Genomic DNA, 24,611 nt, shown 5'->3' on the forward strand with positions numbered 1-24,611 from the left:
TCAGCCCCTTGCCTCGACGCTGTCGGACAGGATCGCCAGCACCAGTTGCTGGAAATCCATACCCGCGGCGCGTGCGGCCATTGGCACCAGGCTGTGATCGGTCATGCCCGGTGCGGTATTGACTTCGAGAAGCCAGAAGCGCCCTTCGGCGTCCTGCATCACGTCTGCGCGGGCCCAACCCTGGATTCCGAGGGTCTCGCAGGCGCGCGCGGTGAGCTGCTTCAGTTCCTCTTCCTTTTCCGCGTCCAGGCCACAAGGGATCTGGTAACGGGTGTCACTGGCCAGGTACTTGGCGTCGTAGTCATAGAAGGTGTGCGGGGTGCCAAGACGGATGGGCGGCAGCACCTCGCCGCGTAGCCAGGCGACAGTGAATTCCGGACCGTGGATCCACTGTTCCACCAGGACTTGCGGGTCATAGGTCCCGGCCGCACGCCAAGCTTCGATGAGCGCCTCGACGTTCTCGACCTTCGCCATGCCGATGCTGGAGCCTTCGTGGGCCGGCTTGACGATCAGTGGGAAACCCAAGTCTGCAGCGGCCTGGCGGCAGTCCTGCTCGCTGGCGAGCACGGCATGACGCGGCGTCGGCAGGCCCAGGCTGATCCACAACTGCTTAGTGCGGAGCTTGTCCATCGCCAGGGCGGAAGCAAGGATGCCGCTGCCGGTATACGGAATGTCCAGGCACTCCAGCAGGCCCTGCATGCTGCCGTCTTCACCGCCCCGGCCGTGCAGGATGATGAAGGCACGGTCGATCTTTTCCGCCTGCAAGCGCTGCAGCAAGTCATCACCCACATCGATGCCAAAGGCGTCCACGCCCGCGGCCTGCAAGGCCTGCAGCACCATGGCGCCAGACTTGAGCGACACCTCGCGCTCTGCACTCTTGCCGCCGTAGAGCACAGCGACCCGGCCGAACGCAGCCGGTTCGAGGTTGGATTTCAATTGCGCGCTCATTTCGTCTTCCTCTTGGTGGCGTCGTCAGCTTGGCCACCAAACAGCGGGTTCTGAATCAGTTGCGGCGCCAACGCGCCGATATCGCCGGCGCCCTGGCAGAGCAGGATGTCGCCGGGACGCAGCAGCGGCTTGACCAGGGGCGCCAGATCGACGCCGCGCTCGATGTAGATCGGGTCCAGTTGGCCGCGCTGACGGATGCTGTGGCAGAGCTGACGGCTGTCAGCACCGGGGATAGGCTCTTCGCCGGCCGGGTAGACCTCCATCAGCAGCAGTACGTTGGCCTCGCCGAGCACCTGCACGAAATCGTCGTAGAGATCGCGGGTACGGCTATAGCGGTGAGGCTGATAGACCATCACCAGGCGACGCTCCGGCCAGCCGCCGCGGACAGCCTTGACCACCGCAGCCACTTCGCGCGGATGGTGGCCGTAGTCATCCACCAGCATCACACTGCCGCCTTCGATTTCCAGCTCGCCGTAGACCTGGAAGCGCCGGCCCACACCCTGGAAGCCGGAAAGGCCCTGGACGATGGCGTCGTCGCTGATGCCTTCGTCGGTGGCAATGGCAATGGTCGCCAGGGAGTTCAGGACGTTGTGGTTGCCCGGCATATTCACGGAGACGTCCAGCGGCTCGCGGTCCTTGCGCAGGACAGTGAACCAGGTGCGCATGCCTTCCTGGCGAACATTGATGGCCCGCACGTCCGCGTCTTCGGCAAAGCCGTAGGTCACGGTTGGACGTGCTACCTGGGGCAGGATCTCGCGCACTACCGGGTCGTCCACGCAAAGCACGGCCAGCCCATAGAACGGCAGGTTGTGGAGGAACTCGACGAAGGTCTTCTTCAGTCGATTGAAGTCCCCCTCGTAGGTACTCATGTGGTCTGCGTCGATATTGGTGACCACGGCCACCATCGGCTGCAGGTGCAGGAAGCTCGCGTCGCTCTCATCCGCCTCGGCGACGAGGTAGCGGCTGGTGCCAAGCTGGGCATTGGTGCCGGCAGCGTTCAGCCGGCCACCGATGACGAAGGTCGGATCAAGGCCTCCGGCAGCGAACACCGATGCAATCAGGCTGGTAGTGGTGGTCTTGCCGTGGGTACCGGCGACGGCGATGCCGTGGCGGTAGCGCATCAGCTCGGCCAACATCTCGGCGCGCGGCACCACTGGGATGCGGCGTTCCAGGGCAACCGCAACCTCGGGGTTGGATTTGTTCACAGCGCTGGACACCACCAGCACATCCGCATGTTCAGCGTTCTCGGCGCGGTGGCCGATGAAGATCTGGGCACCGAACTTCTCCAGGCGCTCGGTAACCGCCGAAGCCTTGAGGTCGGAACCCGAAACCCGGTATCCCAGGTTCAGTAGCACTTCTGCGATCCCGCACATGCCGACACCGCCGATGCCGACGAAATGGATCCGGCGGATGCGGCGCATTTCCGGCTGGGGCATGGCTTTCTGGCTCTCAACCATGGGCCACCTCCAGGCAGATATCGACCACGGTATGGGTGGCGGCAGGCTTGGCCAGACGGCGGGCGGTAGCGCCCATGGCCTTTAGTTTCTCGGGCTGCATCAGGACCTCGGTCAGCTGAGCGGCCAGCTTGGCCGCGTCAGTGGAATGTTGCGGAAGAAGGACAGCTGCGCCCTCCTTCGCCAGATATTCGGCGTTGCGCGACTGGTGGTCGTCGATCGCATGGGGCAGTGGCACCAGGAACGACGGCAACCCGGCGGCGGCCAATTCGCTCACGGTCAGGGCACCTGCGCGGCAGATGACCAGATCGGCCCAGGCATAGGCACGTGCCATGTCCTTGATGAAGGGGGCGACCTCCGCTTCGACCGCGGCTTCGCGATAACGCTCCGCGGTGATCTCGTCATGCTTGCGCCCAGCCTGGTGGAATACCTCCGGACGCAGGTCCGCAGGGATATTGGCCAGCGCTTCCGGCAGCAATTTGTTCAGCGGCTCGGCGCCCAGACTGCCGCCCAGCACCAACAGGCGCGGCTTGCGGCCAGTCAGGGCATCACGCGGCGTTTCCAGGAACAGCTCCTCGCGCACCGGGTTGCCGGTGGTGCGCCGTTTGTCGCTTTGCCCAAAGGTATCGGGGAAGGCCTCGCATACGCGGCTGGCGAGAGGCGCCAGACTGCGGTTGGCGGTTCCCGCCACGGCATTCTGCTCGTGGATGATCAACGGCACGCCGGACAAGCGTGCTGCCAGCCCGCCGGGCCCAGTGACATACCCCCCCATACCCAGAACGCATACAGGTTTCAGCTCACGCACGATGCGGCGTGCCTGGAACAGCGACTTCAGCAACTCGAACGGCGCTTTGAGCAGGGACTTCAGCCCCTTGCCACGCAAACCACTCACCTGAATGAGATGCAGGGGCAGGCCAGCCTGGGGTACTAACTCGTTCTCGATCCCCTTCGGCGTACCGAGCCAATGCACCTTGAAGCCGCGCGCCTGGAACTCGCGGGCGCAGGCCAGGGCTGGGAATACGTGGCCGCCGGTGCCGCCGGCCATGATCAGCACGATGCCGCTCATGGGCGCACCTCTTCATCGAAGAAATCACTTTCGACGAATTCCACTTCCTCATTACCCAGATGGGTACGGCGTTCCCACTCGATACGCAGCAACAAGGCCAGGCTGACGCAGCAGATCACCAGGGAGCTGCCGCCATAGCTGAGGAATGGCAAGGTCAGGCCCTTGGTCGGCAGCAGACCGACGTTCACGCCGATGTTGATCAGTACCTGGCCGATCCAGAGGAAGGCCAGGCCGTAGGCCACGTAGGCGGAGAAATACTGACGCGATTTCTCGGCCCATAGACCGATGTAGAGGGCCCGGACGCTGACGAAGACGAACAGGCCGACAGTTGCCAGGGCACCTATCATCCCCAGCTCTTCAGCAAGCACGGCGAATACGAAATCGGTATGGGCCTCAGGCAGGTAGAACTGCTTCTGGATGCTGTTACCCAGGCCTACGCCGAACCATTCGCCTCGGCCGAAGGCGATCAACGCCTGGCTCAACTGATAGCCGGCACCGTACTGGTCGGCCCAGGGATCGACAAAGTTGGTCAGGCGCTGCATCCGGTAGCTCTGACTGGTCATGACCAGTACGCCGGCGGCGAGCACCGCGCCGGCAAGGGGGATGAAGCGCACCAGGTTGATACCGCCAAGGAAGAGCATGGCGATACAAGAGCCAACCAGCACCACGGTGGCGCCGAAGTCCGGCTCGGCCAGCAACAGCACGGCAATCGGGCCCAGCACCAGCATCGGTTTGATGAAGCCGGTCAGCTTCTCACGCACTTCATCCTGGCGGCGCACCATGTAGCCAGCGATGAACATCACGGTAAACAGCTTGGCCAACTCGGAAGGCTGAAGGTTGAACAGGCCGAAACCGATCCAGCGCTTGGCGCCGTTGATCTCGCGACCGATGCCCGGCAGCAGCACCAACACCAGCAGGATGATGGCTGCCAGCATCAGCCGGGCGCCGTGACGCTGCCAGAAGGCCATGGGAATCTGCAGGGTTATCAGACCAGCGCCAAGACCAATCGACAGATAAATCAGATGGCGAATCATGTGGTAAAGCGGGTTGCCGGATTGCGCCGCGGCAACTTCCGACGAGGCCGAAGTGATCATCACCAGGCCCAGGCCAAGCAGCGACAGGCAACCGGCCAACAGCGGAAAGTCGATGTCGATTCCGCGGCGGCTGCGCAGCGGTGACGGGGCGGCGAGCAGACGGGCCAGCATCAGGCAAGTCCCTCCGCGGCCTGGGCGAAGAGGCGCCCGCGTTCTTCGAAGTTTTTGAACATGTCGAGGCTGGCACAGGCCGGCGACAGCAATACCGCATCTCCAGCTTCGGCCAGCTCAGAGCAGCGCTGTACAGCCTCATCCAGGGTCTTGACCCGTACCAGCGGCACGGAATCACCCAAAGCATCGGCGATCAGCTCGGCGTCACGCCCCAGCAGCACAACGGCGCGACAGAAGCGCGCCACCGGTGCCTTGAGGCCTGAGAAGTCAGCGCCCTTGCCATCGCCACCGGCGATCAGCACCAGCTTGCCACCAATGTCAGCCCCAAGGCCTTCGATTGCCGCGAGGGCCGCACCGACGTTGGTGGCCTTCGAGTCGTCATAGTAGGACACGCCACGCAGCTCGCGTACCCACTGGCAACGGTGAGCCAGACCGGGGAAGGTCCTCAGGGTGTCCAGCATGGGCTCGAACGGCAATCCCACTGCGTGCCCCAGGGCAAGCGCAGCCAGTGCGTTGGACTGGTTGTGGGCACCACGTACCTTCAGTTCGCGCACCGACATCAACTTGTCGAATTGATAGGCCAGGTACTTCTCGCCGTCTTCTTCGATAAGGCCGAAGGATTTGAAGTCAGGCTTGTTCAGCCCAAAAGACCAGCAGGGCAACTGGTCGGCTACCAGTGGCCGAGACAAGGCATCTCCGCGATTGACCACAATCTGGCGCGCGCCACGGAAGATGCGGTGCTTGGCCAGGTGGTAGGACTGCATGTCGGCATAGCGATCCATATGGTCTTCGCTGACATTCAGCACCGTCGCCACCTCGGCGTTCAGGCGATCCGTGGTTTCCAGTTGGAAGCTGGACAGCTCGAGCACGTAGAGCTCAACGTCATCATTCAGCAGGTCCAGCGCCGGCGTGCCCAGGTTTCCGCCGACGGCAACGCGCTTGCCCGCCGCCCTGGCCATGTCGCCCACCAGCGTCGTGACGGTGCTCTTGGCGTTCGAACCGGTAATGGCGACGATCGGCGCCTTGGCATTGCGAGTGAACAGCTCGATATCACCGGACAGTTTGGTGCCACGGCTTGCAGCCTCCTGCAGCGCTGGCGTTGCCACGGCGAGGCCGGGGCTCACGTAGAGCTCGCTCGCACGACTGAGGAAGTCCGGGTCGAGTTCGCCACAGCGCACTTCCACCTGCGGGAACTGGCTCCGCAGCGTCGCCAGTTCCGGCGGATTCGCGCGCGTATCAGCCACGGCAAACGGAACGCCCTGGCGCGCCAGGAAGCGCACCAGGGACATGCCGCTCTTGCCGAGGCCGACAACGATGCGGAACTGGTCGGAAGCGATCAACGTCACTCTCGGTTACCTCAGTTTCAGGGTGGCAAGGCCAACCAGGACCAGGATCACGGTGATGATCCAGAACCGTACGATGACCCGCGGTTCGGGCCAGCCTTTCAGCTCGAAGTGGTGATGGATAGGGGCCATGCGGAATACACGACGACCGGTCAGCTTGAACGAGGCGACCTGGATCATTACCGACAGCGTCTCCATGACGAACACGCCCCCCATGATGAACAGCACCACTTCCTGGCGCACGATCACAGCAATGGTTCCCAGCGCCGCCCCCAAAGCCAGGGCGCCCACGTCACCCATGAAGACCTGGGCCGGGTAGGTGTTGAACCAGAGGAAGCCGAGACCAGCGCCGACCAGGGCAGCACAGAACACGATCAGCTCGCCCGAGCCCGGCACGTAAGGAATCAGCAGGTATTCGGCAAATTTGATGTTGCCCGACAGGTAGCAGAAGATCCCCAGCGCGCCGCCGACCATGACGGTGGGCATGATGGCCAGGCCATCAAGGCCGTCGGTCAGGTTCACCGCATTGCTGGAGCCCACGATCACGAAGTAGGTCAGCACCACGAATCCGATCCCCAGAGGGATCTCGATGTTCTTCACCAGCGGCAGGATCAGAGTGGTCTCGGCCGGAGTGCTCGCGGTGATATAAAGGAAGATCGCCGCGGCGATGCCGAACACCGACTGCCAGAAATACTTCCAGCGGCTAGGCAGGCCGCGGGAGTTCTTCTCGATCACTTTGCGATAGTCATCCACCCAACCGATGGCGCCGAAGGCCAGGGTCACGGCAAGCACTACCCAGACATAGCGGTTGGACAGGTCAGCCCAGAGCAGAGTGCTGATAGCGATGGCAGTCAGAATCAGCGCACCCCCCATGGTTGGCGTGCCGGATTTCGACAGGTGCGATTGCGGGCCGTCGTTACGCACGGCCTGACCGATCTGGCGGATCTGCAGGGTGCGGATCATCCAGGGACCGAGCCAGAGTGACAGCGACAGCGCTGTCAGGACGCCGAGAATCCCGCGCAGGGTCAGGTATTGGAATACACCAAACCCTTTGTAGAACTGTTGCAGGTACTCAGCGAGCAGCAGCAGCATGATTAGTGAGCCTCCCCCGTCCCGCAGAATGCCGCGACGACTTTGTCCATCGCCGCGCTGCGAGAGCCTTTGATCAGAATTGTGGTGTTTGCATCCTGCTCGCTGACCAGCGCCTGAATCAGGCTGGCCTGGTCGGCAAAGTGGCGCCCCTGGGAACCGAAGGCAGTGACGGCATGCGCCATCAGCGGGCCCACGGCGTACAGGGCACTGACCTTGCCGCGAGCATATTCGCCAACCTCGCGATGGCCTTGTTCGGCCCAGTCGCCAAGCTCGCCCATATCTCCGAGCACCAGGACGGTGCGACCGGAAAAGCCGGCGAGTATATCAACGGCGGCCAGCATCGACGCGGGGTTGGCGTTGTAGCTGTCGTCGATTACGCGCATGCCGCTGGTGGCGAGCTGCGCTACGGCGCGGCCTTTGACAGGCTGCAGGTTTTCCAGGCCGGCCTTGATCCCGACCAGCGGCACGCCAAGGGCGTGAGCTGCAGCGGCTGCGGCCAGTGCATTGGCGACGTTGTGCGCCCCCAACAGGTTGAGCTGTATGTTCGCTTCGCCGGCCACGCCACGAAGGCGGAAGGCCATGCATCCACGGGCATCACGGGCCAGGTTCTCGGCTCGCAGGTCCGCACTGGCATCAGCAAGGGCGAAGCTCAGCACTTTGCGACCGGCTGCACGCTTGTGCCAGATCGCAAAGGCACGGTCATCACGATTGAGGATTGCCACACCATCAGCAGGCAGCCCTTCCAGAATCTCGCCCTTGGCCTCGACGATCCTTTCCGGACCACCGAACTCGCCCACATGGGCAGTACCGGCGTTATTGACGATTGCAACCTGTGGCCGGGTCAGCCCGACGGTGTAGAGAATTTCACCGACGCGCGAAGCGCCCAGCTCGATCACGGCACTGTCGTGCTCGGAGCCAAGCTCCAGAAGGGTCAGGGGCACGCCAAGATCGTTGTTCAGGTTGCCACGGGTGGCCAGCACGGAACCCTGGGTACGCAGGATGCTGGCGAGCATCTCCTTGACCGTGGTCTTGCCGCTGGAGCCCGTTACCGCGGCTACGCGACCGGTAAAACCGTCGCGATTGTAGGCGCCCAGACGTCCGAGGCCTTCGCGAGTGTCGGCAACCAGGAGTTGCGGGATCGGAGCATCCGCCACCTTGCGCTGTACGAGGGCTGCGACGGCGCCCCTGGCAGCTACGTCGGCGAGATAGTCATGGCCGTCGAAACGCGGGCCGACCAGCGCAATGAACAGCTGCCCGGCTTCGATCTTGCGGCTATCACTGGAAACACCGCCGAAAGCAACGTCGGTGCCCACCAACTCTGCCTGCAATGGCTCGAGCAGCTCAGACAACAGGAAGGGTTTAATCATGGGGCATCTCCCAGGCATCCAGTGCCTTGGCGGCCTCATCGAGATCGGAGAAGGAATGACGCACGCCGGCGATTTCCTGGTAATCCTCATGGCCTTTGCCCGCCAGCAGCACGACGTCGTCCATGCCAGCGGCGCCTATCAACCGGGCAATTGCCAAGCCACGACCAGCGACGAACTCGACCTTGTCCACGGCAACGAATCCGGGACGAATGTCATCGAAGATCTGAGAGGGGTCTTCAGTGCGCGGGTTGTCGTCAGTTACCAGTACCCGATCAGCCAACTGCTCGGCGACGGCCGCCATGATCGGGCGCTTGCCGCGATCACGATCGCCTCCACAGCCGAACAGGCAAAGCAGATTGCCGCGGACATGGGGACGCAAGGCTTGCAAGACCTTCTCCAGGGCATCCGGCGTGTGCGCGTAGTCCACGACCACCAGAGGCTTCTCGCCTCCGCCAAGGCGCTGCATGCGACCGACGGGGCCCTGCAATGACGGCAGGACGCGCAGCACATCCACCAGCGGGTAATCCATGGCAAGCAGTGCACCAACCACTGCCAAAAGGTTGCTCAGGTTGAAACGACCCAGTAACGGACTGCGCAGCAGGCCTTCACCCTGGTGGGTAACCAGCTGGGCGCGGACGCCGTGATCGTCGAAGTGAGCTTCGCGGCAATAAATGAATGCACTGGAGTCTTCCAGGCTATAGCTGAACAGCCGCGATTCATGGTGTTCCGCCGCTAGTTGACGCCCGAACTCGTCATCCAGGTTGATCACCCGGGCACGCAGGTTGGGCCAGCTGAACAGCTTGGCCTTGGCAGCCGCGTAGGCCTCCATGGAACCGTGGTAGTCCAGGTGGTCACGGGAGAGGTTGGTGAACGCTGCCACGTCGAAATCCAGCGCGGCAACTCGCCCTTGCTCAAGGCCATGGGACGAAACTTCCATAGCTACGGCACGCGCACCGGCCTGCTTCAGATTGGCCAGCGTGGCTTGCACGGCGAGCGGATCAGGCGTTGTATGGCGGCCGCTTTCCAGCTCGCCATAGAAACCGGTTCCCAGGGTGCCGACTATGCCGCAGCGCTCGCCCAACTGGTCGAGCGCCTGGGCCAACAGCTGGCTGACACTGGTCTTGCCGTTGGTTCCGGTGACGCCAACCAGGCGCAGGGCGCGGCTGGGCTCGCCATAGAAGCGACCGGCAATGGCCGACAGCTGGTTGGCCAGGCCTTTGATGGCAATGAGTTCGGCGCCAGCGACTTCGGGAACTTCGGCACCGACAGCCTCATAGGCGACGGCGACGGCTCCGCGAGCCACGGCATCGGCGATATGCGCGCGACCGTCGTGCTGGGCACCGGGAATGGCCAGGAACAGATCACCCGGACGCACCTTGCGGCTATCCAGGGTCAGTTCACGAATCAACGTGGCGCTTTGCGCCTGGGACAGTAATTGGTTCAGTGGCATGGGCATCAGATCCGCCCTCCTTTGCCTGCGGCCGCGTTCGCGGTCTGTTGTTCCTCGGTGGGCAGGTTGTCGGGCGCGATGTTCATCAGTCGCAGCGCACCAGCCATGACCTTGCCGAAAACCGGGGCCGAAACCAGGCCGCCGAAGTAGCCCGCCTTGCTGGGCTCATCGATCACCACCACCATCGCAATCCGCGGATTGGTAGAGGGACCGAAGCCCGCAAAGAGCGAGCGATAGGCGTTCTGGGTGTAGCCCTTGGTTCCTACGCTGGCTTTACGTGCCGTACCACTCTTGCCGGACACGTGGTAGCCCGGCACCTGGGCGCGGAATACACCGCGCGGCGCCTCGACCACTTGCTGCAGCATGCCCTGCATGGTTTTGGCCACTTCGGCCGGGATGACCTGCGCTCCATCGGGAATACTGTCGACGCGCGTCATGGACAGCGGCACCGCCTGACCGTTGTTGGCCAGAGTCGCATAGGCATGGACCAGTTGAATGGCAGTGATCGACAGCCCGTAGCCGTAAGACAGCGTGGCCGTCTCTGCTTTGCGCCACTCGCGGTGGTTGGGCAGGTTACCTACGCGCTCACCTGGGAATCCGAGACCGGTATCCTGGCCCATACCCAGCTTGCGCATGGTGTCGTAAATGGCCTCACCGCCAATATCGAAGGCGATCTTGCTCATGCCGACGTTACTGGAGTTGATCAGAATTCCGGTCAGGTCGAGGATCGGCCCTTCGGTCTTGGAAACGTCCTTGATGGTGTAGCGGCCGATCTGCAGCGAGCCCGGGTAGACCTCGACTTTGTCCTCAGGCTTCCAGCGGCCGGACTGCAGGGCGGCGGACATGGAAATCGGCTTCACGGTCGAACCCGGCTCGAACACGTCGATCATCGCGCGGTTGCGCATCGCGGCCGGTTGCAGGTTACGACGATTGTTCGGGTTGTAGGTGGGCTGGTTCGCCATAGCCAGCACTTCACCGGTTTTCACATCGACGATCACAAGGCTGCCGGCCTTGGCGCCGTTCTCCACCAGAGCGTTGCGCAGCTCCCGGTGGGCGAGGTATTGCAGGCGAAGGTCGATGGACAGGGCCAGGGTCTTGCCCGGCTTGGCATTGCGAGCGACCTGGACGTCCTTGATCAGGCGACCACGACGATCCTTGAGAACCTGACGCTTGCCCGGTACGCCGGCCAACCACTCTTCAAACGACAGCTCGACGCCTTCACGACCTCGGTCGTCGACGTCGGTGAAGCCCACTACATGTGCGGTCACTTCACCTGCCGGGTAGAAGCGGCGGAACTCCTCGATGCCATAAACACCAGGAACCTTGTTGGCCATGATGGCCTGTCCCTGTTCCGGAGTCAGACCACGCACGAGGTACATGAATTCGCGGTTGGCGTTCTGCTCGATTCGCTGGGCGAAGGATTTCGGATCCTGCCCGAGGGCCTGGGCGATGCGCGGCCATTCATCGCGCAGCGCCATGAGGTCTTTGGGATTGGTCCAGAGCGTAGTGACCGGCGTACTCACGGCCAACGGCTCACCGTTACGGTCAGTGATCAGACCGCGATGGGCGGGAATCGGAATGTGGCGAACGCTGCGCGCGTCACCATGAGCCTTGAGGAAGTCACGGTCGATCACGTGCAGGTCGACGATGCGCCAGGAAATGGCACCGACCATGATGGCGAGCAGGCTCAGTACTACCCGGAAACGCCAGGGGTATAGTGCGCCTTCAAGCTTCATCATTGCGCCACCATCCGAACTTCCGCTGGATCGGGGATGCGCATTCTCAGTTGTTCGCTGGCCAGGGACTCGATGCGGTTATGCGCAGTCCAGGTGCTCTGCTCGAGGACCAGCCGCCCCCACTCGGCCTGAGCCTTATCGCGCACACTGAGCTCCGCGTAGAGCTCGTTGAGCAGCTTGCGATTCCAATGGGCGCTGTAGGACACCGCGATGGCGGACAGCAACACACCGACGAACAGCAACAGCATCAACAGGCTGCCGCCGGGAAGGGGTTTGGCGTAGAGGCGGCTCATCGCAGCTTCTCCGCCACACGCATGACAGCGCTGCGCGAGCGCGGATTAGCCTTGAGCTCTTCGTCGGAAGCGTACTGCGGCTTGCCGAGCAGTTTCAGGCGCGGCTCGAAGGTAGCCAAACGGACAGGCAAGTCGCGGGGAAGCTTGTCGGCCTCGCCCTTGGCGTGCCTGCGCATGAACTGCTTGACGATACGGTCTTCCAGAGAATGGAAGCTGATCACCACCAGCCGACCACCGACAGCGAGCGCCTCGAGCGCGGCATCCAGTCCCTGCTCCAGGTCGCCCAACTCATTGTTGACGTGAATGCGAATACCCTGGAATGCGCGGGTCGCAGGGTTCTTGCCCTTCTCCCACGCGGGATTGGCAACCGTCAGCACTGCCGCCAAGTCGGCAGTCCGCTCGAAAGGTTTCTCAGCACGGCGCTGCACGACGGCACGAGCCATGCGCTTGGCGAAGCGCTCTTCGCCATAGTCCTTGAATACACGGGCGATTTCGTCCTCGCTGGCACTGGCAATCCACTGCGCAGCGCTTTGGCCACGATCAGGGTTCATGCGCATATCCAGCGGGCCGTCGTTCAGGAAGCTGAAACCACGTTCCGGGTCATCAAGCTGCGGGGACGACACACCAAGGTCGAGCAGAACGCCGTCCACCTGCCCGCCGAGTGCACGCGCGCGCACTTCGTCGCCAAGCTCGGCAAAGCTCCTTTGCACAATGACAAAGCGGCCGTCATCGGCCGCCAGAGCTTGCCCAGTCGCAATCGCTTGCGGGTCTTTATCGAACCCCAGCAAGCGACCTCCGGGCCCAAGCCGCTCCAGAATGAGCCGACTGTGCCCGCCACGCCCGAATGTGCCATCCAGGTAGCAGCCATCTGCGCGCAGGGCGAGGCCTTCCACTGCTTCTTCAAGCAGTACGGTGATATGGCGGAAGCTGCTGGTTGCGCTCACAGGATCAGGTCACGTAGTTCATCCGGCAAACCGCCGGGTTGTTTGATTGCCATGAGGTCAGCCTCGGAAATCGCAGTCCAGGCATCCTCATCCCACAGTTGAAACTTGTTCAGTTGGCCGACCAGCATGGCTCGCTTATCCAATCCGGCATGCTCGCGCAGGCGCGGAGGAACCAGAAAGCGCCCAGCGCTATCCAGCTCCAGGTCAACGGCATTACCGATCAGCAGGCGTTGCAGGCGGCGAGTTTCTTCGCGCAGAGAAGGTAGCTCTCTCAGCTTGGCCTCGATGAGCTCCCATTCAGGCAGGGGGTAGACAGTCAAACAGGGATCGACGGCGTCGATAGTGACGATGAGCTGCCCACCACAACGCGAAACGAGCTCGTCCCGATACCGACTTGGCATCGCGAGTCGCCCTTTGGCGTCGAGACTGATGGCGTTAGCTCCGCGAAACAAGGCTGCGCTTCCCCTTTTGATTGGCTTTCCTTGCCAGTAAATCCCACTTCTACCCACTTCGCTCCACTTCCGCACACTATAGAAATGCGCCAGCCCCACCGTCAAGGCACGCAAAAGCGGAAAACTCCTTACAGGACGGCAATTTAGCGAGGTTTCGGAAGGTATTGGGACGGTTTCAGCGGAGCAAGGGGGGAGCAAAATCCAGCACTTACAAGACACTGAACTTCGAACTTAAAGTAATTTGTTAAGAGTAAGATCTTTTCGGCATTTCGAAGGAGGGACAAAGAACGCGGAAGAGCTAACGCGAAGAGAAGGAAAAGCAGAGAGTCGATCTGTAAGCCGGGTTCTGTCGAGGACAGTCATTCATCTACGGCTGCCATCACTGACAGCCTTTAGCAACCTACCCGAATCCGACGCGGGCCACGCCATGGATTCCTATTTGGTCTTGCTCCGAGTGGGGTTTGCCTAGCCACGAACTGTTACCAGTCGTGCGGTGCGCTCTTACCGCACCTTTTCACCCTTACCGGCGCTTGCGCGCTTAGGCGGTTATTTTCTGCGGCACTTTCCGTAGGCTTGCGCCTCCCAGGCGTTACCTGGCACTCCGCCCTATGGAGCCCGGACTTTCCTCCCTCTCAAAATCGTAGAACGAAATGAGACAGCGACTGTCCGATCGACTCTCCGCCGACAAGGTTAACGGCAGGCGCCCTCAAGAACAAGCTCAGGAATCGGCCTGGCGCTCCAACGCGGCTTGATACAACAGGTTCTTGCGCACACCCGTGATCTCCGCAGCCAAGGCGGCAGCCCGCTTGACCGGCAATTCGGCCAGAAGCAGATCCAGCACTCGCAATGCTTCCGCGCTCAATGCGCCCTCGCCCTCCGGCGCCTGCCAGCCGCCGACCAAGACCACGCACTCACCCCGCTGCTGGTTCGAGTCCGCCGCCACCCAGCCACACAATTCTTCCAATGGCGCCCCCTTCAAGGTCTCGAAGGTCTTGGTCAGCTCCCTTGCCAGCACTGCAGGACGGTCGCCACCGAATACGCCACGCATGTCCTCCAGGGACTCCAGGAGACGATGAGGCGCTTCATAGAAGATGAGCGTTCGCGGCTCCTCCTTTAAGGCCTCCAGCCGCCCACGACGAGCAGTCGTCTTGGCAGGCAGAAAACCCTCGAAGATGAATCGATCCGAAGGCAGGCCAGCGGACGACAGCGCCGCGATGAGCGCACAGGCGCCCGGCACGGGCACAACAGGAATGCCTGCCGCACGGGCTTGACGCACCAAATGGAACCCCGGGTCGGAAATCAGCGGAGTACCCGCGTCGGAAATCAGCGCCACATCATCCCCGGCCTGCAGACGCGCCAGGAAGCGCCCGCCCTGGTCGCGCTCGTTGTGCTCATGGCAGGCCGCCAGCGGCGTTTCTATGCCGAAGTGCTGCAATAGACGAACCGAGTGACGCGTATCCTCGGCAGCGACCAGGCTCACCTCCTTAAGCACCCGCAGGGCCCGAGCAGTGATGTCGTCGAGGTTGCCGATGGGCGTTGCGACCACATAAAGCGTGCCGACCGCACTGCCGCTAGCGGGAGAAAGAGTCACAAGGCACCTCGGAAAAGACTGAAAGCGCGCATTGTATCCCGATTCACCGGCCCGACATCGCGCCTCAACCGGGGCTTGGGTACAATCGCACCTTTCTTTAACGAGTATCGGGACCGATAAATGATCGCTTGCCTGCGTCCGCTCTCCGCCCTCTGCCTCGCTGGCCTGCTGGCTGCCTGCGCCAGTTCGCCCTCGTCCAGCCTTGGCGAACTGCCCCGCACGCCCCAGGCCAGCATCGAGCAACTGCTGCAGCAAGCCAGCGAAGCCAAGCCAGAAGAGGCCGTGCTGCTCCGCCTATCTGCTGCCGACCTCGCCTACAAGCAGCAGGACATCGGCCGCTCGGCTCGTATCCTGGAACAGATCCCGCTGGACAGCATGAAGCCAGCGCAGCAGATCTTCGCCAGCACCCTGGCCGCCGAACTGGCAATGGCCCGCAACCAGCCCAAGAGCGCCCTGAAGGCCCTAAGCCACCCGAGCCTCGAGCACCTCGCCGAACTTCCCGTTGACCAGCAGGTGCGCACCCAACTGATTCGCGCCCGCGCCCTGGAAGCCGACGACCAACCCCTCGCAGCCGCTCGCGAGCGCGTATTCATCGCCCCACTACTGAGCGGCGAAGCCGCCAGCAGCAACCACGAAGCCATCTGGGCGCTGGTCTCCAGCCTCCCACTCGATCAACTGCAAGGTGGGGGCGACAAGGATCTGGCCGGCTGGCTTGAACTGGCGCGCCTGACCAAGACCTCCTCGACGCTGGAACAGCAACAAGCCGCCATCGACAACTGGCGCGCACAGAATCCAGACCATCCGGCCGCCAAACAATTGCCCCAAGCCCTGACCAAGCTGAAAGAAATTGCCGGTCAGCCACTGACCAAGATCGCCTTGCTGCTACCTCAGGAAGGCCAGCTGGCTTCAGTCTCTCGCGCCCTGCGGGATGGATTCCTGGCAGCCCACTACCAGGCCAAGCAAGCCGGACAGCCGCAACCGACCATCGAAATCTACGACAGCTCCAAGTTGACTTCCATCGACGACTTCTACCGCCAGGCTCAAGCTGATGGCGTGCAGCTTGTCGTGGGTCCGCTTGAGAAGCCGCTCGTCAAACAGCTCAGCACGCGCGAGCAACTCCCGATCACCACTCTCGCCCTGAACTACAGCGACTCCGGCCAGGAAGCCCCTGCCCAGCTATTCCAATTCGGCCTTGCAGCCGAAGACGAAGCCCGCGAAGTAGCCCGCCGCGCCTGGGCCGATGGCATGCGCAGTGCCGTTGCGCTGGTCCCCCGCAGCGAGTGGGGCGATCGCGTACTGCGCGCGTTCCAGCAGAGCTGGCAAGCCGAAGGTGGCCGCCTGATCGCTGCAGAACACGTTGACCAGCCAGTAGCCCTGGCCCAACAGATCGCCGACCTGTTCCAACTCCGCCAGAGTGAAGCGCGTGCCAAGCGCTTGCAGGGCACCCTGGGTGTTCCGGTAGCTGCCCAACCGGCGCGCCGCCAGGACGTCGACTTCATATTCCTCGCCGCAACGCCGCAGCAAGCCCAGCAGATCAAGCCGACGCTGGCCTTCCAGTACGCAGGCGACGTGCCCGTCTACGCCACCTCCCACCTCTATTCGGCGAGCAATGACCCGGCCCAGTACCAGGATCTCAACGGCATTCGTTTCTGCGAAACACCCTGGCTACTGAACGGCGACGACCCGCTCCGCCAGCAGGTAGGCAGCCAATGGCCCCAGGCCGGTGGCAGCCTGGGCCGCCTCTATGCAATGGGTGCCGATGCCTATCGCCTGGCTCCGCGCCTGGCACAGCTGAAGGCCCTGCCGGAAACCCAGGTGGATGGCCTTTCCGGCCGCCTCAGCCTCAACCCCGCCCGTCGCGTCGAGCGCCAGCTTCCCTGGGCCGAGTTCCGCGACGGGCAAGTGCAGCCCCTGAAAGACAGCGACTCTTGACTGACCGGCGTGCTCGCGGGCAAGCGGCGGAGACCCTTGCCCGCAACCACCTTGAAGCCAACGGACTGCGCTTGCTGTCCCAGAACTGGCTATGCCGACGCGGTGAGCTCGATCTGGTCATGCTCGACGGCGATACAGTAGTATTCGCCGAAGTCCGCTACCGGCGTCATGCCGGCTGGGGCGGCGCCCTCGAGAGCGTCGATGCCCGCAAGCGCGAAAAACTGGCATACGCCGCCCAGCAGTTCCTCCAACAGGAATCCCGCTGGGCAAAATACCCTTGTCGATTTGATGTGATTGCCGTCGACGCAATGGACGGTGATTCGCCCCCGCGACTGACCTGGCTGAAGAATGCCTTCGACACCTGATCGGTCGCCCCACTGAAGGTCTAACCCGATGGACATGCAACCCCGTATTCGCCAACTCTTCCAGGCCAGCATCGACACCAAGCTGCAGGCCATGGAACTGCTGGCCCCGCACATCGAGCACGGCAGCATGGTGATGGTCCACGCGCTGCTCAATGAGGGCAAGATACTGTCCTGCGGCAACGGCGGCTCGGCCGGCGACGCCCAGCACTTCTCCTCGGAACTGCTCAATCGCTTCGAACGAGAGCGCCCGAGCCTGCCCGCAATTGCCTTGACGACGGACAGCTCGACCATTACCTCCATCGCCAACGACTACAGCTACAACGAAGTCTTTTCCAAGCAGATCCGCGCCCTGGGCCAACCTGGTGACGTGCTGCTAGCCATCTCGACCAGCGGCAACTCCGCCAATGTGATCCAGGCTATCCAGGCCGCTCACGACCGCGAAATGGTGGTCGTTGCCCTGACCGGCCGCGACGGCGGCGGAATGGCCTCCTTGCTGCTGCCGGAGGATGTGGAAATTCGTGTGCCTTCCAAGATCACCGCCCGTATCCAGGAAGTGCACCTGCTGTCCATCCACTGCCTCTGCGACCTGATCGACCGTCAACTGTTTGGGAGTGAAGAATGATCCGTTCGCCACTGATACTCGCCGGCCTTGCCCTCTGCCTCGCGCTCTCCGGCTGCGGCGGCCGCACCATCGGCAAGACCATCGATGACCAGTCCATGCCGTCGAAGGTGCGCGCCAAGGTCGAAGCGGCCAGTCCTGACCTGAAAACCAACTCGCACATCGTCGTCTCCAGCTACAACGGCGTCGTACTGCTTGCTGGCCAGACGCCGCGCGCCGACCTCAAGGACCTGGCCGGCCAGGCAGCTCAGTCCGCACAAGGCGTGCGCCGCGTACACAACGAATTGCAGGTGCTGCCGCCCTCCTCGACCCTGGCGCGCATGAACGACAGCACCATCACCACCAAGATCACCACCCAACTGCTGGCCGACAGCAAGGTCCCCAGCTCGCAGATCAAGGTCATAACCGAGAACGGCATCGTCTATCTGCTGGGCCTGGTTACTCGCCAGGAAGCCCAGCTGGCCACCAGCATCGTGCAGAGTGTTTCCGGCGTGCAGAAGATCGTCCGACTCTTCGAATACACCAACTGACCTTGCGGCAAACATGAAAAAGGCGATCCGAAGATCGCCTTTTTTTGTTACTTGACCACTTTCAGACTGGGCCGACCGCTGGGGCGCGAGGGCTCACCTCCCACACCCGGAGGCTCGCCGCCGGACGGACCGTCACCCTCCGGTTCAGGATCATCTCCTGGCAATGGCGGCTCCAGGTCGAAGACCATGCCCTGGCCATTTTCCCGCGCATAGATGGCCATGACCGCAGCGGAAGGAACATAGAGGCTGTGGGCAACACCACCGAAGCGCCCTTCAAAGCTCACTGCATCGTTATCCATGTGCAGATGGCGCACTGCGCTCGGCGAGACGTTGAGCACGATCTGTCCATCATTGGCGTAGCCCGACGGCACGATTACGCCTGGGTGCTCGGCATTGACCAGCAAATGGGGCGTGCAATCGTTGTCGACGATCCATTCGTAGAGGGCACGGACGAGGTAGGGGCGACTGGAATTCATCTTGGTCTCCTCAGCGCATTTCGCGCTCGGCGGCGGACAGGCTGGCCTGGAAGGAGTCACGGGCAAACGCGCGCTCCATGTAGTCCAGAAGAGGCTTGGCCGGCCGCGGCAACTCGATGCCCATCAGGGGAAGGCGCCAGAGAATCGGCAGCAGGCAGCAATCCACCAGGCTGAAATCTTCGCTTAGAAAATACGGCTTGTCCGCAAACAGTGGCGAAACACCAGTCAGACTCTCACGCAGTTCCTTGCGCGCAACAGCCTTGTCGGCGTCTTTGTTACGCGGATCAAGGATGCGATCTACCAGCGAACACCAATCGCGCTGCACTCGATGAATGAGCAGACGGGTGTTGGCACGCGCTACGGGATAGACCGGCAGCAGAGGAGGATGGGGATAACGCTCCTCCAGGTACTCCATCACGACAGTGGACTCATAAAGTGCCAGGTCACGATCGACCAAGGTCGGAACGCTGCCGTACGGATTGACCTCAGCCAGCTTGGGCGGGCAGCGGCCTGGCTCGACATTGATGATCTCGGCGGCGACGCCCTTCTCAGCGAGCACGATACGCACGCGATGGGAGTAGTGGTCGGCGGGGTCGGAGTAACAGGCCAGCCTGTTGGTGACGGCCATTGCGTCCTCCTCACATTGGAAAATTTCAGGGGCAGAAAAAGCGCGCGCCCAATAAGGGCGCGCGCTTCTTGCAACGGTGCAGCAGTGTATCAGTGCACGTCCTTCCAGTACTCGCGCTTGAGCAGGTAGGCGAACACGAAGAAGAACGCCAGGTACAGCAGCACGTAGGTACCGATGCGCTGGCTTTCCAGCTTGACCGGGTTGGCGGAGTAGGCGAGGAAGGTAACCAGATTCTGGACCTTCTCGTCGAACTCAGCCTCGGTCAGTTTGCCGGTCTTCGGCATTACGGTCAGCTGATCACAGGCTTCGTGGGTCAGCGGAGCGCCGGTCAGCGGATCGAACTGCTTATTGCCGCCCTCAACCACTTGAACCTGCTTGCAACCAATGACCTGACGGCCCTGCAGGCCGACCAGGACGTTCGGCATGCCGACGTTCGGGAAGACCTTGTTGTTCACGCCCCACGGACGCGCAGGATCCTCATAGAAGGAACGCAGGTAGCTGTACAGCCAGTCAGTGCCGCGTACGCGTGCAACCAAGGTCAGGTCAGGCGGAGCAGCACCGAACCAGGTCTTGGCGTCTTGCGGCTGCATACCAATCTTCATGTGGTCGCCAATCTTGGCGCCAGTGAGGACCAGGTTCTGCAGCATGAGGTCTTCCGGAATGCCCAGATCCTTGCCCACGCGCTCATAGCGCTGGAACTTGGCGCTGTGACAGCCCATGCAGTAGTTCGCGAAAGTACGCGCGCCGTCCTGCATTGCAGCCTTGTCGGTCAGGTCGATGTCGACCTTGTCCAGATGCACGTCATGGCCACCGGCGGCGAAAGACAGAGCCGGCAGCGCAGCGAAAACAAATGCAGCAAATAGCTTTTTCATCAGCCTGTCACCCTTTCCGGTACCGGTTTGGTTTTTTCCATCCTTGTGTAGAACGGCATCAGGATGAAGTACGCGAAGTACAGGATGGTGCACACCTGCGACAGCAGAGTACGGCCCGGAGTCGGCGCCAGAACGCCCAGCACGCCGAGGATGATGAAGGAGATGCAGAACACCAGCAGCCAGATCTTGCTCAGCCAGCCTTTGTAACGCATGGACTTCACCGGGCTGCGATCCAGCCACGGCAGAACGAACAGCACGGCGATCGCAGCACCCATGGCGATAACACCGAGAAGCTTGTCCGGTACCGCACGCAGAATCGCGTAGAACGGAGTGAAGTACCAAACCGGTGCAATGTGCTCAGGAGTCTTGAACGGGTTGGCCTGTTCGAAGTTCGGCTTCTCGAGGAAGTACCCCCCCATCTCCGGGAAGAAGAACACCACGAAGCAGAACACGAAGAGGAACACCACCACGCCGACGATATCTTTCACCGAGTAGTAGGGGTGGAACGCAATGCCGTCCAGCGGAATGCCGTTCTCGTCCTTCTTCTTCTTGATATCCACGCCGTCCGGGTTGTTCGAACCCACTTCGTGCAGCGCCAGGATGTGCAGCACGACCAGGCCGAGCAAGACGATCGGCAGAGCGATCACGTGCAGGGCGAAGAAGCGATTCAGGGTGATGCCCGAAATCAGGTAGTCACCACGAATCCACTGGGTCAGGTCGTCGCCCACGACAGGGATGGCACCGAACAGCGAGATGATCACCTGAGCACCCCAATAGGACATCTGGCCCCAGGGCAGCAGGTAGCCCATGAAGGCCTCGGCCATCAGGGCGAGGTAGATCAGCATGCCGAAGATCCACACCAGCTCTCGCGGCTTCTGGTAGGAGCCGTAGAGCAGACCGCGGAACATGTGCAGGTAGACAACGATGAAGAACGCCGATGCACCCGTGGAGTGCAGGTATCGGATGATCCAGCCGTACTCCACGTCGCGCATGATGTACTCAACGGACGCAAAGGCTTCTTCGGCGGACGGAGTGAAGCTCATGGTCAGCCAGATACCGGTGAGGATCTGGTTTACCAGTACCAGCAGTGCCAGCGAACCGAAGAAATAGAAGAAGTTGAAGTTCTTCGGGGCGTAGTACTTGCTCAGATGGTCTTCCCACATCTTGGTCGCGGGGAAGCGCGCATCGACCCATTCCATGAATTTGCTCATCAGGCCTTCTCCTGGTCCACACCGACGACGATGACGTCATCCGACTCGTACGAGTACGGCGGCACCGGCAGGTTCAGAGGCGCGGGCTGCGCCTTGTAGACACGACCGGCGAGATCGTAACGGGAGCCGTGGCAGGGACAGAAGTAGCCGCCTACCCACTCAGCACCCAGGTCAGCCGGGGCAACTTCCGGACGGAAGGACGGCGAGCAGCCAAGGTGGGTGCAGATGCCGACCAGTACCAGGATTTCCGGCTTGATCGAACGGTTTACCGGATCCACATAGGTCGGCTGAACCGACGCTTTGGATTCTGGGTCTGCTATGCGGTCGTGGATCTTTGGCAGGTTCGCCAGGATCTCTTCAGTACGACGCACGATGAACACCGGCTGACCGCGCCATTCGGCAATGATCTGCTGGCCTGCCTCGACCTTGCTTATATTCACCTTGACCGGTGCACCCGCGGCCTTGGCCTTGGCACTGGGCAGCCATGACCCCACGAACGGGACCGCAGCCCCCACCGCTCCCGCCGCACCAACCACGGACGTGGCCGCTACGAGGAAGCGACGCCGGCCTGCATTCACGCCGTCATTGCTCATTCAGTCGTCTCCCATCAGCTTTTGTGGCCCGTTGTTCAGGCCTCTACTAAGTAAAAAATCGAGCCGCGCAAAAAATTCGCCAAATGGTAAAGAAAACCCCCTTTCCTGACAAGGTAATAGCCGGATACAAATAGCCCGAAAGCCTTGATTGGCGGGGGATCCGCATGTGCGACAAGCTGTCGCACGGACAAATTCTTCACGCATAAAAAAACGCCCAGTTCCGAAGAAACTGGGCGCTTTTCGCAAGCGTCGAATTAACGCTTGGAGTACTGCGGACGCTTACGCGCTTTGCGCAGACCGACTTTCTTACGCTCAACTTCGCGAGCATCGCGAGTCACGTAGCCGGCCTTACGCAGCGGGCTGCGCAGGGTCTCGTCGTATTCGATCAGGGCGCGAGTAATGCCGTGGCGGATAGCACCGGCCTGACCGCTTACACCACCGCCAACGACGGTGACATAGATATCGAATTTCTCAACAGTCTCGGTCAGCTCCAGCGGCTGACGCACGACCATGCGAGCGGTTTCGCGGCCGAAGAAAGTATCCAGGCTGCGGTTGTTGATGGAGATCTTGCCAGTACCCGGACGCAGGAAGACGCGTGCGGTAGCAGTCTTACGACGGCCGGTGCCGTAATTTTGAGTCGCCGACATAATGAACTTATCCCGTTAAATCTTCAGTTCTTGGGGCTGCTGAGCGGTGTGCGGGTGAACAGCACCCTTGTACACCTTCAGCTTGCGATACATGTCGCGGCCCAGCGGGTTTTTCGGCAGCATGCCTTTGACCGCGGTCTCGATCACGCGCTCGGGGGCCTTGGCAATCAGCTTCTCGAAGTTGATTTCCTTGATGCCACCCGGGAAGCCGGAGTGCGAGTAGTACATCTTGTCGGTGGTCTTTGCACCGGTAACACGAACCTGCTCGGCATTGATCACGACGATGTAGTCGCCGGTATCAACGTGAGGGGTGTATTCGGGCTTGTGCTTGCCACGCAGACGGCTGGCAATTTCGGTGGCCAGACGACCCAGGGTCTGACCTGCAGCGTCGACGACGTACCAGTCGCGCTTAACAGTTTCCGGTTTTGCAGTAAAAGTCTTCATTCGCTATAGCCTCAGGGGCCGCCCTGAAAATTAGACGGCGGATCTTACTGAATAGTGCTCGCCCTGACAAGGTCAGAGACAGCCGGAAACAGACGCTATCGGGGGCTCGGGTCAGCGCGTCCGCTACGGCAAGGGTTGTTCGGCAGGCTAGGCATCCCCGCCTTCCTTCTTCGCAGGCTAGGCATCCCCGCAAAGAAAGCCGCGGAATTATGCCGATTGCAGGAAAAAATTCAACCTGATTTCATGCATCCTTTACAAAAACGCAGGAGGCAGCGATGGAATACCGCCAACTTGGCCGCACTGATCTCAAAGTCAGCAGCCTTTGCCTGGGCACCATGACCTGGGGCGAGCAGAACACCGAGTCAGAAGCCTTCGCCCAGATCGAGCGCGCCAAAGGCTACGGCATTAATTTCATGGACACGGCGGAGATGTACCCGGTACCGCCTCGCGCGGAAACCTATAGCGCCACCGAAACCATCATCGGCAACTGGTTCGCCAAGCATCGTGACCGCGCAGACTGGGTCCTGGCGAGCAAAGTGGCTGGCCCGGGAAATGGCATCAGTCATATTCGCGGCGGCAACCTCAAGCACAACCGAGAGCACATCACCGCCGCCCTGGATGCCAGCCTCAAACGCCTGCAGACCGATTGGATCGACCTCTACCAACTGCACTGGCCTGAGCGCAGCACCAACTTCTTCGGCCAGCTCGGCTACCAACACAAGGACGAAGCGTTCACCCCCCTTCAGGAAACCCTCGAGGTGCTCGGCGAACAGGTCAAGGCGGGCAAGATCCGCCACATCGGCCTGTCCAACGAAACGCCCTGGGGCACCATGAAGTTCCTCCAGCTCGCCGATCAGCTCGGCCTGCCACGCGTCGCTTCCATCCAGAACCCCTACAACCTGCTCAACCGCAGCTTCGAAGTGGGCCTGGCGGAAGTGGCGATGCGCGAGCAATGCGGCCTCCTCGCCTATTCCCCCATGGCATTCGGCATGCTTTCCGGCAAGTACGAGAACGGTGCTCGCCCTGCGAACGCCCGGATAACCCTGTTCAGTCGCTTCACCCGCTACACCAACCCGCAGTCTCAGGCAGCCTGCTCGCGTTACGTGCAACTCGCTAGGGAACACGGTCTGGATCCAGCGCAGATGGCGCTTGCCTTTGTCACTGCCCAACCTTTCGTGACCAGCAACATCATTGGCGCCACTTCCCTTGAGCAATTGGAGACAAACCTGCGCAGTACCGAGCTGAGACTTTCCGAAGGCGTTCTGGAAGGCATTGCCGCCATCCACAAGGACCAACCGAACCCGGCTCCCTGAGAACAAGAAAGCCCGGCAATCGCCGGGCTTCTTGCTTTTG

General features: G+C 61.7%; 25 protein-coding genes and 1 other RNA gene. 5 read left to right on the forward strand and 21 right to left on the reverse strand.

From position 1 onward, the window contains the following. The 14 genes from D6Z43_RS14430 to rsmI form a co-directional block, all read right to left on the reverse strand. Window positions 1-948 carry a D-alanine--D-alanine ligase gene (locus D6Z43_RS14430; protein ID WP_120652858.1) on the reverse strand — a complete coding sequence of 316 codons (948 nt, stop codon included), beginning with the start codon at window positions 946-948 and terminating at the stop codon, window positions 1-3. After that, complete coding sequence (gene murC / locus D6Z43_RS14435; RefSeq protein WP_120652859.1) at window positions 945-2,405, reverse strand: UDP-N-acetylmuramate--L-alanine ligase; 1,461 nt, start codon at window positions 2,403-2,405, stop codon at window positions 945-947. Before murC ends, D6Z43_RS14430 begins: the two co-directional genes overlap by 4 nt. After that, window positions 2,398-3,468, reverse strand: a complete 1,071-nt coding sequence (gene murG / locus D6Z43_RS14440; protein ID WP_120652860.1) for an undecaprenyldiphospho-muramoylpentapeptide beta-N-acetylglucosaminyltransferase — start codon at window positions 3,466-3,468, stop codon at window positions 2,398-2,400. The genes murC and murG overlap by 8 nt, the downstream gene beginning before the upstream one ends. Beyond that, on the reverse strand, window positions 3,465-4,673 hold the full coding sequence (gene ftsW, locus D6Z43_RS14445) for a putative lipid II flippase FtsW (protein WP_120652861.1): 1,209 nt from the start codon (window positions 4,671-4,673) through the stop codon (window positions 3,465-3,467). Before ftsW ends, murG begins: the two co-directional genes overlap by 4 nt. After that, on the reverse strand, window positions 4,673-6,019 hold the full coding sequence (gene murD / locus D6Z43_RS14450) for a UDP-N-acetylmuramoyl-L-alanine--D-glutamate ligase (protein ID WP_120652862.1): 1,347 nt from the start codon (window positions 6,017-6,019) through the stop codon (window positions 4,673-4,675). Before murD ends, ftsW begins: the two co-directional genes overlap by 1 nt. 6 nt (window positions 6,020-6,025) lie before the next feature. Further along, window positions 6,026-7,108 (reverse strand): phospho-N-acetylmuramoyl-pentapeptide-transferase, encoded by a 1,083-nt coding sequence (mraY, locus tag D6Z43_RS14455; protein ID WP_120652863.1) that lies wholly within the window; start codon window positions 7,106-7,108, stop codon window positions 6,026-6,028. A 2-nt stretch (window positions 7,109-7,110) separates the two neighbouring features. After that, on the reverse strand, window positions 7,111-8,475 hold the full coding sequence (murF, locus tag D6Z43_RS14460) for a UDP-N-acetylmuramoyl-tripeptide--D-alanyl-D-alanine ligase (protein ID WP_120652864.1): 1,365 nt from the start codon (window positions 8,473-8,475) through the stop codon (window positions 7,111-7,113). Further along, window positions 8,468-9,931, reverse strand: a complete 1,464-nt coding sequence (gene murE / locus D6Z43_RS14465; RefSeq protein ID WP_120652865.1) for a UDP-N-acetylmuramoyl-L-alanyl-D-glutamate--2,6-diaminopimelate ligase — start codon at window positions 9,929-9,931, stop codon at window positions 8,468-8,470. Before murE ends, murF begins: the two co-directional genes overlap by 8 nt. Next, complete coding sequence (locus tag D6Z43_RS14470) at window positions 9,931-11,664, reverse strand: peptidoglycan D,D-transpeptidase FtsI family protein (protein ID WP_371924223.1); 1,734 nt, start codon at window positions 11,662-11,664, stop codon at window positions 9,931-9,933. Before D6Z43_RS14470 ends, murE begins: the two co-directional genes overlap by 1 nt. After that, window positions 11,661-11,954, reverse strand: coding sequence for a cell division protein FtsL (gene ftsL, locus D6Z43_RS14475; protein WP_120652867.1), 294 nt, complete (start codon window positions 11,952-11,954; stop codon window positions 11,661-11,663). Before ftsL ends, D6Z43_RS14470 begins: the two co-directional genes overlap by 4 nt. After that, a complete protein-coding gene (gene rsmH / locus D6Z43_RS14480) occupies window positions 11,951-12,898 on the reverse strand; it encodes a 16S rRNA (cytosine(1402)-N(4))-methyltransferase RsmH (RefSeq protein WP_120652868.1) in 948 nt (315 codons plus the stop codon). Before rsmH ends, ftsL begins: the two co-directional genes overlap by 4 nt. Further along, window positions 12,895-13,350, reverse strand: a complete 456-nt coding sequence (mraZ, locus tag D6Z43_RS14485) for a division/cell wall cluster transcriptional repressor MraZ (protein WP_120655269.1) — start codon at window positions 13,348-13,350, stop codon at window positions 12,895-12,897. Before mraZ ends, rsmH begins: the two co-directional genes overlap by 4 nt. A 319-nt stretch (window positions 13,351-13,669) precedes the next feature. Then, window positions 13,670-14,028, reverse strand: an RNA gene (gene rnpB / locus D6Z43_RS14490) — RNase P RNA component class A. A gap of 40 nt (window positions 14,029-14,068) precedes the next feature. Beyond that, the gene (gene rsmI, locus D6Z43_RS14495) at window positions 14,069-14,941 is read right to left on the reverse strand and encodes a 16S rRNA (cytidine(1402)-2'-O)-methyltransferase (protein WP_120652869.1); all 873 of its coding nucleotides are present in this window, start codon (window positions 14,939-14,941) and stop codon (window positions 14,069-14,071) included. A gap of 120 nt (window positions 14,942-15,061) precedes the next feature. Here rsmI and D6Z43_RS14500 point away from each other — a divergent pair, with 120 nt between their 5' ends. Genes D6Z43_RS14500 through D6Z43_RS14515 form a run of 4 tightly spaced genes read left to right on the forward strand, consistent with a single transcriptional unit; the run spans window position 15,062 to window position 18,387 of the window. After that, window positions 15,062-16,873, forward strand: a complete 1,812-nt coding sequence (locus tag D6Z43_RS14500; protein ID WP_120652870.1) for a penicillin-binding protein activator — start codon at window positions 15,062-15,064, stop codon at window positions 16,871-16,873. After that, entirely contained in the window at window positions 16,870-17,238 is a 369-nt protein-coding gene (locus tag D6Z43_RS14505; protein WP_120652871.1) for a YraN family protein, read from the forward strand. Before D6Z43_RS14500 ends, D6Z43_RS14505 begins: the two co-directional genes overlap by 4 nt. Window positions 17,239-17,266: 28 nt before the next feature. Then, on the forward strand, window positions 17,267-17,860 hold the full coding sequence (locus tag D6Z43_RS14510) for a phosphoheptose isomerase (protein WP_069082327.1): 594 nt from the start codon (window positions 17,267-17,269) through the stop codon (window positions 17,858-17,860). After that, window positions 17,857-18,387: a BON domain-containing protein gene (locus D6Z43_RS14515; protein ID WP_120652872.1), complete on the forward strand. Its 531-nt coding sequence runs from the start codon at window positions 17,857-17,859 to the stop codon at window positions 18,385-18,387. Before D6Z43_RS14510 ends, D6Z43_RS14515 begins: the two co-directional genes overlap by 4 nt. A 47-nt stretch (window positions 18,388-18,434) precedes the next feature. Here D6Z43_RS14515 and D6Z43_RS14520 read toward each other — a convergent pair whose 3' ends face one another. From D6Z43_RS14520 to rplM, 7 genes are all read right to left on the reverse strand, one after another. Further along, window positions 18,435-18,863, reverse strand: coding sequence for a ClpXP protease specificity-enhancing factor (locus D6Z43_RS14520; protein ID WP_120652873.1), 429 nt, complete (start codon window positions 18,861-18,863; stop codon window positions 18,435-18,437). 10 nt (window positions 18,864-18,873) lie between these two features. Continuing rightward, on the reverse strand, window positions 18,874-19,491 hold the full coding sequence (locus D6Z43_RS14525) for a glutathione S-transferase N-terminal domain-containing protein (protein ID WP_120652874.1): 618 nt from the start codon (window positions 19,489-19,491) through the stop codon (window positions 18,874-18,876). Window positions 19,492-19,580: 89 nt separating this feature from the next. After that, on the reverse strand, window positions 19,581-20,363 hold the full coding sequence (locus tag D6Z43_RS14530) for a cytochrome c1 (protein WP_120652875.1): 783 nt from the start codon (window positions 20,361-20,363) through the stop codon (window positions 19,581-19,583). Beyond that, window positions 20,363-21,574 (reverse strand): cytochrome bc complex cytochrome b subunit, encoded by a 1,212-nt coding sequence (locus D6Z43_RS14535; protein WP_120652876.1) that lies wholly within the window; start codon window positions 21,572-21,574, stop codon window positions 20,363-20,365. The genes D6Z43_RS14530 and D6Z43_RS14535 overlap by 1 nt, the downstream gene beginning before the upstream one ends. Beyond that, window positions 21,574-22,167, reverse strand: coding sequence for a ubiquinol-cytochrome c reductase iron-sulfur subunit (petA, locus tag D6Z43_RS14540; RefSeq protein WP_120652877.1), 594 nt, complete (start codon window positions 22,165-22,167; stop codon window positions 21,574-21,576). The genes D6Z43_RS14535 and petA overlap by 1 nt, the downstream gene beginning before the upstream one ends. Before the next feature lie 254 nt (window positions 22,168-22,421). Continuing rightward, window positions 22,422-22,814, reverse strand: a complete 393-nt coding sequence (rpsI, locus tag D6Z43_RS14545) for a 30S ribosomal protein S9 (protein WP_003448478.1) — start codon at window positions 22,812-22,814, stop codon at window positions 22,422-22,424. 15 nt (window positions 22,815-22,829) lie between these two features. Next, window positions 22,830-23,258, reverse strand: coding sequence for a 50S ribosomal protein L13 (gene rplM / locus D6Z43_RS14550; RefSeq protein ID WP_016490991.1), 429 nt, complete (start codon window positions 23,256-23,258; stop codon window positions 22,830-22,832). 275 nt (window positions 23,259-23,533) lie between these two features. Between rplM and D6Z43_RS14555 the strand changes: the two genes are divergently transcribed. Continuing rightward, entirely contained in the window at window positions 23,534-24,571 is a 1,038-nt protein-coding gene (locus D6Z43_RS14555; RefSeq protein ID WP_120652878.1) for an NADP(H)-dependent aldo-keto reductase, read from the forward strand. Window positions 24,572-24,611 lie beyond the last annotated feature (40 nt).

The sequence above is a fragment of the Pseudomonas sp. DY-1 genome (assembly GCF_003626975.1).
Lineage (GTDB): Bacteria > Pseudomonadota > Gammaproteobacteria > Pseudomonadales > Pseudomonadaceae > Metapseudomonas.

What these genes read in the sequence shown, in the direction of transcription:
- D6Z43_RS14430 (WP_120652858.1), bottom strand. Translation starts at nt 948, where the DNA reads ATGAGCGCGCAATTGAAATCCAACCTCGAACCGGCTGCGTTCGGCCGG.
- murC (WP_120652859.1), bottom strand. Translation starts at nt 2,405, where the DNA reads ATGGTTGAGAGCCAGAAAGCCATGCCCCAGCCGGAAATGCGCCGCATC.
- murG (WP_120652860.1), bottom strand. Translation starts at nt 3,468, where the DNA reads ATGAGCGGCATCGTGCTGATCATGGCCGGCGGCACCGGCGGCCACGTA.
- ftsW (WP_120652861.1), bottom strand. Translation starts at nt 4,673, where the DNA reads ATGCTGGCCCGTCTGCTCGCCGCCCCGTCACCGCTGCGCAGCCGCCGC.
- mraY (WP_120652863.1), bottom strand. Translation starts at nt 7,108, where the DNA reads ATGCTGCTGCTGCTCGCTGAGTACCTGCAACAGTTCTACAAAGGGTTT.
- murF (WP_120652864.1), bottom strand. Translation starts at nt 8,475, where the DNA reads ATGATTAAACCCTTCCTGTTGTCTGAGCTGCTCGAGCCATTGCAGGCA.
- murE (WP_120652865.1), bottom strand. Translation starts at nt 9,931, where the DNA reads ATGCCCATGCCACTGAACCAATTACTGTCCCAGGCGCAAAGCGCCACG.
- D6Z43_RS14470 (WP_371924223.1), bottom strand. Translation starts at nt 11,664, where the DNA reads ATGATGAAGCTTGAAGGCGCACTATACCCCTGGCGTTTCCGGGTAGTA.
- ftsL (WP_120652867.1), bottom strand. Translation starts at nt 11,954, where the DNA reads ATGAGCCGCCTCTACGCCAAACCCCTTCCCGGCGGCAGCCTGTTGATG.
- D6Z43_RS14500 (WP_120652870.1), top strand. Translation starts at nt 15,062, where the DNA reads ATGATCGCTTGCCTGCGTCCGCTCTCCGCCCTCTGCCTCGCTGGCCTG.
- D6Z43_RS14510 (WP_069082327.1), top strand. Translation starts at nt 17,267, where the DNA reads ATGGACATGCAACCCCGTATTCGCCAACTCTTCCAGGCCAGCATCGAC.
- D6Z43_RS14515 (WP_120652872.1), top strand. Translation starts at nt 17,857, where the DNA reads ATGATCCGTTCGCCACTGATACTCGCCGGCCTTGCCCTCTGCCTCGCG.
- D6Z43_RS14520 (WP_120652873.1), bottom strand. Translation starts at nt 18,863, where the DNA reads ATGAATTCCAGTCGCCCCTACCTCGTCCGTGCCCTCTACGAATGGATC.
- D6Z43_RS14525 (WP_120652874.1), bottom strand. Translation starts at nt 19,491, where the DNA reads ATGGCCGTCACCAACAGGCTGGCCTGTTACTCCGACCCCGCCGACCAC.
- D6Z43_RS14530 (WP_120652875.1), bottom strand. Translation starts at nt 20,363, where the DNA reads ATGAAAAAGCTATTTGCTGCATTTGTTTTCGCTGCGCTGCCGGCTCTG.
- D6Z43_RS14535 (WP_120652876.1), bottom strand. Translation starts at nt 21,574, where the DNA reads ATGAGCAAATTCATGGAATGGGTCGATGCGCGCTTCCCCGCGACCAAG.
- petA (WP_120652877.1), bottom strand. Translation starts at nt 22,167, where the DNA reads ATGAGCAATGACGGCGTGAATGCAGGCCGGCGTCGCTTCCTCGTAGCG.
- rpsI (WP_003448478.1), bottom strand. Translation starts at nt 22,814, where the DNA reads ATGTCGGCGACTCAAAATTACGGCACCGGCCGTCGTAAGACTGCTACC.
- rplM (WP_016490991.1), bottom strand. Translation starts at nt 23,258, where the DNA reads ATGAAGACTTTTACTGCAAAACCGGAAACTGTTAAGCGCGACTGGTAC.
- D6Z43_RS14555 (WP_120652878.1), top strand. Translation starts at nt 23,534, where the DNA reads ATGGAATACCGCCAACTTGGCCGCACTGATCTCAAAGTCAGCAGCCTT.